Here is a 13242-nt window from a genome sequence, read left to right on the forward strand (position 1 = left end):
TTATTGCTTTACAAATTTTCCCACATGCACTGTTGTATCATTTTGCAAGTGCACAAAATACACTCCCCGCGGCAGGACGGAGATGTCGAGTTGGGCTTCAGGGCCGCATATCTGCATTTCCATCACCACCTGACCGGTGAGGGTGTAAAGGGTATTAATGAAGCAATCTGCAGACCCGGGTCCTGAGATGGTGATCTGGCCAGTGGCCGGGTTTGGATAAATATTTAAACAGCCATCCCGGAGTTTATTTACCGGAGGAGCACCGGTATAGATATCAAAAAAGTTCAGTATCCTTTGCAGCAACTCCTCACGGGTATCCGGGTTTTCTCCGTCCTCAAGTTCAGCCAGTGCATAGGAAAAACAAAAAGTACGATGAGCGCCGGGAAGACTATGTTGTACGGCCACAATTCCGTAGTCCTTTTCCACAAAGGCAGCGCCGGCATCGTCAATGGGCACATAGCGGTCGATGTAGGCGACAGAGGACTGCTGACTGCCGGTGAACAACAAGTCTTCAGCCAATGTTCCTGCTTGTCCCTTCAGGCTGTCGATCGGATTGTTCGTCCCATCGGTTGCAGAGGCTATACCAAACATTTCAAGCAAATGGTCATTTTCTGCCTGATCATAACCCAGGGCATCGCCACCTTCCAGGTAAATGTATCCGCCACTCTCAAGATAATCGCCAATGGTTTTAGCCATTACTGCATCCATGACAGTATATCCGGATTCATAATTGCCAAATGAAAGAAATGCTGCCGAAAATCCTTCCAGACTTTCCGGCAGGTTGTTCCGATAGGTGACCGTGTAAACATGCTCCAGAAGATAGTCCCTGATAAACGAACCACTGTATGCGTCACCACCGGCAACACCTTCGTATACAAGGTACCCGGTATTAATTCCGATAAAACCTTCCTTCACCAGGGTATCTGATTCCAATTCATTAGAAACAATCAGCCTGACATCATAAGTGCCCGGATCATAGTAAGTCCATGCCGGATGCTGATCCTGGGAGTCTATGGTTCCGTCGTTGTTAAAATCCCATTGCCATGACAAGGCCGGATGTGCAGGATCGGTGAGCGAGAGATCAGAGAAGTTTACATCCAGGGGAATTCCACCCACTTTTTTATCCGCAATGAAATTAGCCAGGACATAATTCTCTGGCAGTATCTCAAAAAAGTCGAGCACCTTTAGCAGGACATTGTTTTTTGAATTTACAGGATCGGTGTCAACAAGTTCTGCCAGTGAATAGCCGAAATAAAAAGCTTTATGGCCATAGGTTGCAGCACCGTCGAACATAATGGAAACATTGCCGTAATTGTATTCATAAAACGGGACGATGGCATCTTCTACCGGAGTAAGTTTATCAATATACCAATTGTATAACTGGGTTGAGTTATTGAATTCAATCCCTTCGAAAGCACTGCTTTCCGACCCTATCAGCGAATCGAGCGAATGTTCAATCATCACGATCTGATTGCTGCTAACTCCAAAAAGCTGTTTCATGGCAGCATAATTCGGGTAACCAAGGTATTGCATCCCCGTGAACATCCCTCCGGCTTCAATATACAAATTGCCTCCGTTCTCCAGAAATTCCTGGCAGATCATAGTATGTTCCTCCGTTGGAATAGTACCTTCGGAAAGCGTTTCGCCGAAATTTGCATGGGAGAGGAATACGTTGTCAAATCCCTGCAACGTTGCAGGATAAGTGTTGGAATAGGTATAAGGAATACCCAATTGATCGAACACACCTTTGATATAGGTTCCGCTGTAATCCCGTTCGTTGGGTTCCCCTTCAAAAACAAAGATGCCTGAGGGCGCCACCAGGACTTCAACAAACTGCTCGCCGCCGGTAACAATCTCTGCATCACCATCGAATGTAATGGTGAAACCTGCAAAATGAGAGGTGGCATCTTCACTGACCAAGAAGCGAAACTGATTTTCAATGGTGAAGAATCCATCCGGTGGAATATCTACTATTGCAGTATCATTCAAAATAGTAATATACTCATCTTCAGTACTTAGTGTAACTATGACCTGGTCATCGCCTGCATATTGAACAAAATTTCTGAATGTAGGATTCAGGATTACTTCTTCACCGGGCTCATTAATCTGATTCCCATTGGCATCATCAACATTCATACTGAACAGCTCCAGTTTAAGGATTTGCGGCAGGATTACATTTTCTTCCGACAGAAGACGAAAAGCATTTACCCGGCCGGTTCCAAGCTGATATGCATAGCCGGGGTTGAGGGTATCGATGTCATCGGCGGTTCCCAAAAGCTGGTTTATAAGTTGTTCGTTCGACCACGCGGGGTGGTATGATTTTAAAAGACCGAAACAACCGGCAACCAGAGGAGTTGCCATGGAAGTACCCGAAGACAGTCCATAATTGTTTCCGGGCAGAGTACTTAAAATTCCTCCTTCAAGCCCACCCCCGGGTGCAGAGATATCCACACCCGGACCAAAAGAAGAATAAGCCGCTTTGGTGTCGTCCACGCTGACAGAGGCGACCGATATTACGCCAAGGTAGGAGGAGGGATAATGTACGTCATCGTTATTGTTGTTACCGGCAGCGGCCACCACAATACTGCCAAGCCCTGTTGCATAATCAATAACTTCCTGGCTGGCGATGGAATACAGAAATCCTCCCCAACTGTTCGATATGATATCAGCGCCGTTTTCAGCAGCATAAATAATTCCGTCCCATCCATATTCAAGGGTATTATTCTGATCGGCACAAACCGGCATCAGGGTCAGGTTCCAGCTGATACTGGCAATTCCGGTTCCATTGTTGGTAGCTCCGTTCGAAATACCGGCACAATGGGTTCCATGATTCCCGACCGGATTGCCCGGGATTGGATTGGGATTCCCATTGTTTGTGATGAAATTCCAGCCGATCAGGTCATCCGGAAAACCATTGAAATCGTTGTCAATTCCATTTAAATCTCCTGGATCAAGTATCCATTGAATTCCGTTAAACTCCAAAGTGTGGCCGTCACCATCGGCATCTTCGGCCAGGTTTTGCCACACATTGCTTTGCAGGTCAATATGATCCCAGTCAACTCCGGTATCGATGATGGCTATGATGATTTCTTCGGCACCGTTTTCACCTTTGTGGATATCCCACGCCTGCAGCGCAAAAATCTGAGGAAGGTGCTGCAACTGCTCATACAGTACATCATCGGGAACTTCCAGCACGTGCCCGGTTGGAACCGGCTCCGCGTATTCCACATTCGGGTCGGATGAAAAGGCTTCTGCCACCTCCCGTACAGGAAATCCGGCCGGAAAAGAAAGCTTATAAATTCTTGAAAGGTCGGGCACATCTGATCGCAGTTTTGAGGGGTTATACCTGAATCGCTTATCCAGTTCAAAAACCTCAAAATCAACAACCTTTTCGTCCAGCGATTTAATCCCGAAATGCACATCCCCGGTTTGTCTCTGGAATTCACCGGTACCTGGTTTCAGTTTAACGGTAATTTGCCCCTCAACAAAACGCGGACCTGTTTCTTTTGCCGGTATAAATTTTCCTGTCTGACCAAATGAAAGACATACAGTACAGAGAATGGCTGCAGAAAGAAAAGTGAATGTTTTCATAATGAATGAATTTAATGGTTATACACTGTTTTTCGTTATTTCCTTATCAGCTTCGTTACCGCCACTGATTCATTATTTTGCAGACGCACAATAAATACTCCCGGAGGCAGACCGCCAATGTCAATCCGGATTTGTGAACCGGTAAACTTCAGTTCCATAACCAGTTGTCCGGTGAGGGTAAGGATCAAAAGTCTGGCAATGTCTGTTGAGACAGCAGTTGAAATGGTAACCATGTCATTTGCCGGATTGGGATTCAGGGAAAGGGAATTCACCCGCGACACTCCGGAAACAGAAAGAGCATCGCAGGCAGCTTCCACCTCTCCGGGGCTGTTGCAACCGGGAGCGTTATCATATATTTCAACAGTACCATTGGGGTCCGCCAGATAATCGCAGATGCTTTGCACATTGCATTCGGCCAGGGTATGATTGTAAATGATTTCGAGATCCTGAATGGATTGGGAAGTGATATGCTCCAGACCGCCGATGTCTGAGAGGGCATTATTCCAGCGGATTTTCAGACTTCCGCCAATGGAGGTAAGCTGATCCAACCCCTGCAGGGACGATAGTGACTCATTCAGATCGAACCAGCAATGTTGACCTGCGGTAACCAGTGAATCCAGGCCGGTAAGATCAGCCAGGTTATTATTCCCGGCTACAAACAGGCCTCCCCCAATGACAGATAACCGGGTAAGGCCGTTTAAATTTACGAGCAAAGGATTTCCGAAGGTGAATCCATAAATAAACTCTATACCTCCCACCTGCAGGTTTCCCCCGACAGAGGCCAGATTTTCAAGGCCTGAAAGCGTAACCAGTGAATAATTGCCACACAGTTTCAGGTTCCCCTGTACGGAAACCAGGCTGCTGAGCCCGGCCAGGCTGGTAAGCAAGGGATTCCCCGTGCTGTATGGGTATTGTCCCCAGACAATATCTCCGATGATCAGGTCACCGTTGATTTCTGACAGGTTTTCAAGACCCAGAAGATCTTCAAGAACATCATTCTGCTCAATACGTAAATCACCTCCCAGGGTTTCCAGGTTCTGAAGTCCCGACAGGTCACCAAGCAATTCATTGAGTCTGATTTCCAGATTGCCTCCGATGGATAGCAGCACACCCAGGCCATCGAGTCTGGTGATATCAGCACCTGAAATAATTACATTCCCTTCAATCTCCGAGCATCCCGGGTAATTTACCTGGAAATTATCAATCTGTTCCTGGGTAGTAAAGGTGATGCCCTCCGGCAGGCAACCCTGAGGAAAAACTACCTGTTGGCTGATGACAAAACCAATGATAAAGAGCAATAATTTCTTCATTATCCGGTTTCCTGATAACTGATTTGTAAATAGTTGCAGCAGTATTGAATTCAGGATATAATGATCCGGAAGTCATAATAAATTTACCCTCCAGGATTGGAAGCGCTGCCGGAAAGATTGAATAGATGCCAGCAAAGTATGAATAAGGGCAGGAAAAAGCAGGAAGAAAGCCAACAGGCTTCTAAAGGCGTCAAGATACAAATTATTACTCAGAATTCCAAGTAATTGAACCGGTTTTGCATCAGAAGTATAATCCTTAAGCATTTAATTGCCTCAGATCCCGGAAACGGTATTTCCCGCATCAGGGATACTGCAGAAAGAATTATCAGCGGAATTTTGTCCGGTTCAAAATAACCTATAGCAAGGCTTTGATTATGATTTGGATAAATTTACCGGATCAAATATTTTGAAACAAATCCCGGAGGTATCCGTTATTGAGAATAACGCTTCTGATGCAGCGGTTCAAAACCAGCATTTACAACCAATGACCAGTCCGATTTCCATTACCGCTCTTACCTGCGAGTATCTTGCACCGCAAGCGTTGAATCCTGCTTCAACCCACCGCCACGACCATGAAGAGTTGTGGATCATCACCCATGGAAACCCTGAGTACACGGTTGATTTCGTTTCTGAAACCCTGGAAGCCCCGGTAATTGTATATGTTGCCCAGGGGAAGGTCCACTCATTCGTGCCCGACCACCAAACGCGCGGCTGGCTGATCCGATACCGGAATGATTTTATCCCGCAAAGCCGCTTTAATTTTTATTCCGGATTTATTGAGAAGGTTCAATACCCGCTGAGCCACGATTACTGCAGCACCACCCTGCATGCCCTGTGCGAGATTATGCTGAGGGAAAGCACGGAGCACAATCCGGACTATCAGGTACTGCGCCACCTGCTCAGCGCAATACTGGCCAAACTTGAGAAAGATGCACACACTGAATACCTGGGGGAATCCGGCACGGCCAACACCCGCCTGATCACCTTCAACAACTTCCTGAAAATCCTGGAGAATAACTTTCACCGGCCTGAAGGCGCAGATTTTTATGCCGAAAAACTGAACATGACTGCCCGTAATCTTAATCTGATCACCCAGGCTTCGTTCGGAAAAACCGCCACTGATATCATAGAAACCCGGAAACTGATAGAGGCCAGAAGGCTATTGTTGAACACCGAAAAATCCGTTTCGGAAATCGGTTTTGAGCTCGGATATAACGAAAAGTCTTATTTCACAAGGGTTTTCAAAAAGAAGACCGGGATAACCCCCACCGGTTTTCGCGAAAAATCATTTGCCCTGATTTCCTGATCCTGTATTAAAGATCTTTAAAACGGCCACACAACCACAAATTCACGAAGGTTAATCACAAAGGCGTCAAAACTTTGAATGAGCATCTTCCTACTGAAAACTTTGTGGGCCTTAGAGTCTTAGAGACTTAGTGGCTAAAAAAACATGTTAATAGCAGAAATTGACCCAGTCTTAAAAAAGAACAATAGTGAAGTTGCTTTTATTATTACTTAAATGTAAAAGAAAGCAGCCACAAAGGCTCGAAGGCACAAAGATTAATCACAAAGTGATTTGAACTTTAATTGCCAAAGCCAAATTCAATAACTAAGAGGATCACAGAGGCCTTTTGTCCAGACAAGTAAACTATTTAGATACTTCCCGATTTGTATTAAACGACAAATCTCCTTATACCCTGCTTTATTTTAATGACATTAAAATTGATTAGAAAGCCTAACTTTTTGTTTGTCAGCTTTAAATGACTTAGTATCTGTGCTTCCCACAAAGGATTAATTGTTTCAAGGGCTTTTAGTTCACAAATAATTCTATCTTCAACAAGAACATCTAACCTCAGACCTTCATTAAAAGTGATATTATCATAAACAATTGGAATATCAATCTGTCTTTTGAAGTTTAAACCTCGCTTTTTCAACTCATGACAAAAGCAAACTTCATAAACCTTTTCTAATAAACCAGGCCCTAGATTGATATGAACATAATAGGCTGCATCAACAATTAAACTGGCAATTCTTTCAGTATTCTCATCGGGCGGCTGGTAATTTGATCTTTTAATCTTCTCGTTTTCGGTATTAACTGACATAAGAATAAAGCTTTATATGTTTCTGGTAAGTGAAAATACAAAGAATCTGAAAACAATACCAATAAGCCCGAGGAATATTTAATTCAACTTTTAAAGTAATTAAGACTAGTGGCTAAAAAACATGTTAAATAGTATAAATTTCCCCAGTCTTAAAAAAGAACAATAGTGAAGTTGCTTTTATTATTACTTCAATGTAAAAGAAAACAGCCACAAAGGCTCAAAGGCACAAAGATTAATCACAAAGGAATCTGGACTCAGAATGAGCATCTTCCTACTGAAAACTTTGTGGGCCTTAGAGTCTTAGAGACTTAGTGGCTAAAAAAACATGTTAAATCTTATAAATTTACCCAGTCTTAAAAAAGAACAATAGTGAAGTTGCTTTTATTATTACTTCAATGTAAAAGAAAGCAGCCACAAAGGCTCGAAGGCACAAAGATTAATCACAAAGGAATCTGGACTCAGAATGAGCATCTTCTTGCTGAAAACTTTGTGGGCCCTAGAGTCTTAGAGACTTAGTGGCTAAAAACATGTTAAAAAGTATAAATTAACACAGTCTTAAAAGAGAAGAATGAAGAGGGTACTTCTAATTATTACTTCACTGTAAAAGAAAACAGCCACAAAGGCTCAAAGGCACAAAGATTAATCACAAAGGAATCTGGACTCAGAATGAGCATCTTCCTACTGAAAACTTTGTGGGCCTTAGAGTCTTAGAGACTTAGTGGCTAAAAAAACATGTTAAATCTTATAAAATTATCCTTTTCTTAAAAGAGAAAAAAGGAGATGCCCGTTTAAATTCCGCGAAAAATCATTTGCCCTGATTTCCTGATTGTACCACACATGTTCCTGAAAGTGTAACCCTCCGCCTTGCGGACCGGTGTAATTTTGCATCATCAGAAACAACGTAAAACTTTAAGAAAATGACGACAACAAAATGGGCTCTTGATCCCTCACACTCGGAAATAAGTTTCAAAGTAAAGCACCTCATGATTTCAAATGTAAAGGGTGTATTTGCAGGATTTACAATTGATGTTACAACAACAGGAGACGATTTCAGCACTTCTGATATTTCATTGAGCATTGATCCCGCAACCATCAGCACCGGCAATGCCGACCGCGATGCCCACCTGAAAAGTGCTGATTTTTTCGATGTAGACAATTTTAAAGCCATCGCTTTTAAATCAGAAAAGATGGAAAAAGCCGGTGATGATGCATTTAAGCTCACCGGTGACCTGACCATTAAAGGTATTAGCCGGAAAGTAATCCTCGATGTGGAATTTGGCGGCCTGATGAAAGATCCCTGGGGCAACCAGAAAGTCGGTTTCAGCCTTAACGGAAAAATCAATCGCAAAGACTGGGGGCTTAACTGGAATGCAGCCCTTGAGGCCGGTGGCGTATTGGTAGGCGAAGAGGTAAAGATCAGTGCTGAAGTGCAGTTCGTAAAACAGGCCTGATAAATCTGATAGTTTAGGATAAAACAGGTTGGATGGTTGAAGCCTGTTTCACCTCTTTAGAATAATGAGCAGGCAGACGTTAAGTCTGCCTGTAAAATATAACGAATTCACCATCAGAAAATTCTAAAATAAAAAGATTAAACCCTGCGCTATGAACCGAAAGGATTTTTTAAGAAAAGCGCTCATGGGTAAAGGATTACTGCTTACATCAAAACCTGCCGGAGAAATTTTCCGTTACGCAGGGCAGAAATGCCGAATGTGCCGGAGCCATTGGGGTTTAATCATTTACCGGATACAAAAGAAAAATTATGAAAAACAAAGTGCTTCACAAAGCGGGCAGCCGCGGCCTTGCCAATCATGGTTGGCTGGTAAGCAGGCATACATTCAGTTTTGCAAATTACTACAATCCTGAACGGATGAATTTTGGCGTACTCAGGGTGCTGAACGATGATTTTGTGGCAGCGGGGAAAGGTTTTGGCACCCATCCGCACGACAATATGGAAATTATCTCCATCCCGCTCGAAGGCGACCTGGAACACAAAGACAGCATGGGAAATGTAGCCGTAATCAGAAAAGGCGACATTCAGGTTATGAGCGCCGGAACCGGTATCACACATAGCGAGTACAACAAAAACAGCGACAGGCCGGTGAAATTTCTTCAGATCTGGCTGTTTCCCAAATCTCAGAATGTGAAACCACGTTACGACCAGATAACGCTGAAAACAGAAGATCGCCTGAACAAACTACAGCAGATTCTATCGCCCGATCCGCAGGATGCGGGAGTGTGGATACATCAGGATGCATGGTTCCATATGGGCATTTTTGACGAAGGATTTGAGACAAAATACCAAATCAGAAAAAGCGGGAACGGGGTTTACGCCTTTGTGTTGAAAGGAAGTTTTACCATTGATGGAACTGAGCTCAGTGAACGTGACGGACTGGGGATCAGCGATGAAGACGGTGTCGATATAAAGTCTGGCCAGGCCGGCTCAGAAATTCTGCTTATGGACATACCCATGAGCATTTAAAAACAAAAAACATGAACCGGCGAAAATTTCTGTTATCATCTTTGGCCCTGTTAATAACACCTTATGCCATAAAAGTAAATGCGTTGCAAAATATAGTTTCACATTGGGGAAACACCCCCTCCATGCCGGTGCTTTTTCTCGGCCATGGCAGTCCGATGAATGCCATTGAACTGAATGAGTTTTCACGTGGGTGGCAACAAATTGGAAAAAGTCTTCCGGTCCCTAACGCTATTCTTTGTGTTTCAGCACATTGGGAAACGCGTGGTACTTTCGTCACCGCCACGGAAAAACCGCGTACCATTCACGATTTCGGCGGTTTTCCCCAGGCATTGTTCGATGTTCAGTATCCGGCGCCCGGAAGTCCTGAACTGGCAATTGAAACCAGCAAAATAATTACTCATACCAACGTCGGACTGGATGAGCGCTGGGGACTTGACCATGGCGCCTGGAGCGTGATCAGACACCTATATCCGAATGCCGACATTCCGGTAATACAACTCAGCCTTGACTACGGTAAATCGCCCCGTGAGCATTATGAGCTTGCTGCCGGACTTGCTGCACTGCGTAAAAAAGGTGTATTGATCATCGGCAGTGGAAATATCGTACACAACCTGCGGATCATTGACTGGAAAAAACCCGATTCAGGATATGACTGGGCTGTTGAAACCGATTCAAAAATGCGGCAATGGATTGCAGAAGGAAACCATCAGGCATTAATTGATTATAAAAAGGCCGGAAAGGCTTTTGAACAATCTGTCCCCACTCCGGAGCATTACCTGCCATTGCTCTATACACTCGGACTTCAGGAAAAAAACGAGGACGTCTCCTTCTTCAACACCAAAACCATTATGGGGTCGATTTCCATGACTTCGGTGAAGATAGGATAGCATGCAGATGAAAATTTCATAATACCCCGGAATTGCTTTTCCTGAGATAAATATAGACAAAAACAAAGAATAAAACTCCTGAAACAAGACTTACCGGAAGGCTGTAAATGCACGACATCAGCGGAACGTAAAATAGAACAGCTTTCCATTCCAGGCCTGAAATAGCTCCCGTTATTTTACCAGTCAGGTAGGCCACTACCCAGCCTGTAATAAATGCGGCCGTCGATGAGGCAATCATCATTGCCAGCGAAAGGAAGGCGTTAACAAGTACAGAGAACAGATCTGAGAGAAGTTTCCCGGCCAGCAACCTGAAAAGAAAAGCACCCGCACATGCCCCGGCTGCAAAGGAGGCTATTCCGGTAATCATTACTTTCCAGAGGGGACCTTCCATCCCGCTTCCCGGGCCCCAATCCAGCAAATACCCAGGAATGGTCAGAATCAGGCCAAAGATGCTTCCTGCAAATGCCGCGAGCACCATTCCGGCATTCCTGATGATTCTCCGCTTTTTGTCGTTCATCACTGGCATGGTGGCTCCCTGAAATTACTGAACTGATCCGGTTGTTAATAAAAACCATTGAGGGCCTTTACAAGCTTCCTGGTTACCGGTAATCAGGGCGGCCCAATATCATTGATAAATGTACCATAATTATCAGGGTGAAGTCTTTCAGCAGCCAGCGATAAAACAGCTCCTCTTTGTTCATCATGAAGTTGTTTCAGATAAGTGGCCAACAACTGCATACCGGAGGCCGTGTAATAGTTGTAATTATTATCAACAGCCCTGAAATATGACAGTATATACGGAACAACCAAATCCTTGTCTGAAGCCGGGACTGTCCAGTACAGGCGCTTTAAAGCATTGATATTATCCGGTTCCAGTTCAAGGATTCTTCTGTACATGGCAATGGCTGTATCGCGACAGGAATCCCCTTTGCGGGAATAAAGCGCAGCAACTTCACTCAGAAGTCTTATATTATCAGGATCTGATTGCAGTAATTTTCTGTATTCAGGATAAGGATCATACGGTTGCTTTCCTGTCTCCATTAATTCTTTTGCCATAACCCCATAAACCGGGTCAGTTTCCGATATCGTATCCGTGTGCAAAAGGGCAAGCTTCCTGTTGCCTGATAATAACCAGCCAAAGTGCAATACATTGATCAAATTATATCGGTATTCAGGATTAACCGGATTTAAAAGGACTGATTTCTTAAGATGTTTTACAGCGGAGTTCATTACACCTGGGATAAGCAGCCACTCCCAGGGCGTGTAGAATTCCACCAGTGCTATCGTCATCGCATTTTGTCCTGCCCAATAATGATAACGGGCATTCCCGGGTTCATAATGACATGCTTTCCGGAAGCAATATCTGCAATCTTTCAGCGTTGGTTTAAGAATCCTCCATACATCTGTAAACTTTTTGCAATTCTGCAGTTTAATCCAGTCCAGGCAGCGTCCCTTTTCGAACCATAGTTCTGCGTTATCAGGGGTGACTTTCAAAGCAGAATCAAGCAATGAAAGGGCCATCTCCGGATTGCCATTCATCCTGCTTTCATAAGCCCTGAATGCAATACCGGAATTTTGAGCATAAAGACCAAAAGCTGTGATCAATTGTAAGGTGATCAGCACACAAAGCAACCTTTTCATAATTTACCAGGTTTAAGATCAGATGTAAAAAAACAGATGCTGCCCTCTCAATGTAAAATCCGGTAAATTACCTCATCACAAACGGAACAATGATTGAGATAATCCCGGTACATACAACCACCAGAATAAACAGATTGTACCGCACACTGTAGCTGCTCATCAGTGAAGCATCATAATATTTGTCGACCTGTTGATCAACATACATTTTAATCAACCCGTTAAGAAGTTTGGTGCGGGTTTGTTTGCCTTTGGTCAGTCCGATTATGGCAACCAGATTAATGATGATGATCAGTGCAACAAAAATGAACATCACCAACAATGCGGTGTCATCGGTACGTGATTTTTCGACCGATCCTGAATTGATAGCCAGCGCTATCAGGTTGAGGGCGATGGAAGCAAGAATGAAAATAATATCCGTTTTTGCATTCTGCTGCAATTCGGAAGTAATGTGTTTGTGAACGTGCTCGATCATGGCTTTAGTTTTTTCAATGAATTGATATAAGAGAGTTCTTGTGCGTTCTAAAAAGCGGATTATCTGATATCCGGTTGATTTATAAAACGCCATTGCTTGATATGCGTACCAGGCCAACCGGCCTTAAACCGGAAGGTATCGGGTCCATGAATTGCATTAATAGTAATGATGGCAGTAATACAGGAAGCAAGTACCAGGGTGCTGCCCAGTGCCCAGTATTTATACCTTTCCGCATTCAGTTCCCCTTCTTTAAAATTGTAACTGATAATCGGCGAGAGAAAGAGGGTGAGTAAGGATAAATAGATGGTTGGTTCTACAAAACCTCCGAATTCGTTCTTTTTTGCAGGGCGAAATTTCAGATAGTCTATTTCTGGCAATGCAAAGCTCATGAAACCAGAATCCCTGAGCGCTTCAGAGGTAAAATATTTCACTGGAATGGTTGATTGATGCTTTATCCCGTTGGTGAACACTGAATTTATTTTTACTTCATTTAACCTGATCCGGATAGAATCGGCGGTGCCGCCAAGGAATATCCCGTTATAATAATTATATTCTTTCAGGGTATCGTTATCATTCAACAGACGTCCGATTTCGAGTCTCATTTCAGGTTTCAGTCTGAGCGTTTTTACCTTCGAATTGCCTGAGACCTGTTGCATTTGAACCTGCCAGGGCTGAGCATTCAGTATAATTACGAAACTCAGCGCTATCATAAGCAGAAATAACTTTCTCATCTCTGTGATTTTAAGATATGGACCAATTG

General features: G+C 43.8%; 11 protein-coding genes. 4 read left to right on the forward strand and 7 right to left on the reverse strand.

What is annotated here, in order from left to right:
* Both TBC1_RS10145 and TBC1_RS10150 read right to left on the reverse strand, forming a co-directional pair.
* Complete coding sequence (locus tag TBC1_RS10145; protein WP_062041712.1) at nt 1-3591, reverse strand: S8 family serine peptidase; 3591 nt, start codon at nt 3589-3591, stop codon at nt 1-3.
* A gap of 35 nt (nt 3592-3626) precedes the next feature.
* Complete coding sequence (locus TBC1_RS10150) at nt 3627-4901, reverse strand: T9SS type A sorting domain-containing protein (RefSeq protein ID WP_062041715.1); 1275 nt, start codon at nt 4899-4901, stop codon at nt 3627-3629.
* Between the two features lie 484 nt (nt 4902-5385).
* On the opposite strand from TBC1_RS10150, the gene TBC1_RS10155 reads away from it, so the two are divergent.
* Nucleotides 5386-6207, forward strand: a complete 822-nt coding sequence (locus TBC1_RS10155) for a helix-turn-helix domain-containing protein (RefSeq protein WP_137305573.1) — start codon at nt 5386-5388, stop codon at nt 6205-6207.
* 367 nt (nt 6208-6574) lie between these two features.
* On the opposite strand, the gene TBC1_RS10160 is transcribed toward TBC1_RS10155, so the two are convergent.
* Nucleotides 6575-7003, reverse strand: coding sequence for a GxxExxY protein (locus tag TBC1_RS10160; protein ID WP_082189560.1), 429 nt, complete (start codon nt 7001-7003; stop codon nt 6575-6577).
* Nucleotides 7004-7920: 917 nt separating this feature from the next.
* Between TBC1_RS10160 and TBC1_RS10165 the strand changes: the two genes are divergently transcribed.
* The 3 genes from TBC1_RS10165 to ygiD all read left to right on the forward strand — a co-directional run bounded on the left by TBC1_RS10165 (nt 7921) and on the right by ygiD (nt 10369).
* Nucleotides 7921-8454, forward strand: a complete 534-nt coding sequence (locus tag TBC1_RS10165; RefSeq protein ID WP_062041721.1) for a YceI family protein — start codon at nt 7921-7923, stop codon at nt 8452-8454.
* Nucleotides 8455-8762: 308 nt separating this feature from the next.
* Nucleotides 8763-9482 (forward strand): pirin family protein, encoded by a 720-nt coding sequence (locus TBC1_RS10170; RefSeq protein WP_062041725.1) that lies wholly within the window; start codon nt 8763-8765, stop codon nt 9480-9482.
* Between the two features lie 11 nt (nt 9483-9493).
* Nucleotides 9494-10369: a 4,5-DOPA-extradiol-dioxygenase gene (gene ygiD / locus TBC1_RS10175; protein WP_172668872.1), complete on the forward strand. Its 876-nt coding sequence runs from the start codon at nt 9494-9496 to the stop codon at nt 10367-10369.
* A gap of 16 nt (nt 10370-10385) precedes the next feature.
* On the opposite strand, the gene TBC1_RS10180 is transcribed toward ygiD, so the two are convergent.
* From TBC1_RS10180 to TBC1_RS10195, 4 genes are all read right to left on the reverse strand, one after another.
* A complete protein-coding gene (locus TBC1_RS10180) occupies nt 10386-10886 on the reverse strand; it encodes a hypothetical protein (protein ID WP_137305575.1) in 501 nt (166 codons plus the stop codon).
* A 92-nt stretch (nt 10887-10978) separates the two neighbouring features.
* Complete coding sequence (locus TBC1_RS10185) at nt 10979-12010, reverse strand: tetratricopeptide repeat protein (RefSeq protein ID WP_062041732.1); 1032 nt, start codon at nt 12008-12010, stop codon at nt 10979-10981.
* Nucleotides 12011-12077: 67 nt separating this feature from the next.
* The gene (locus tag TBC1_RS10190; protein WP_062041735.1) at nt 12078-12482 is read right to left on the reverse strand and encodes a hypothetical protein; all 405 of its coding nucleotides are present in this window, start codon (nt 12480-12482) and stop codon (nt 12078-12080) included.
* A 59-nt stretch (nt 12483-12541) separates the two neighbouring features.
* On the reverse strand, nt 12542-13213 hold the full coding sequence (locus TBC1_RS10195; RefSeq protein WP_062041737.1) for a hypothetical protein: 672 nt from the start codon (nt 13211-13213) through the stop codon (nt 12542-12544).
* Nucleotides 13214-13242 lie beyond the last annotated feature (29 nt).

Source organism: Lentimicrobium saccharophilum (assembly GCF_001192835.1).
Taxonomy (GTDB): domain Bacteria; phylum Bacteroidota; class Bacteroidia; order Bacteroidales; family Lentimicrobiaceae; genus Lentimicrobium; species Lentimicrobium saccharophilum.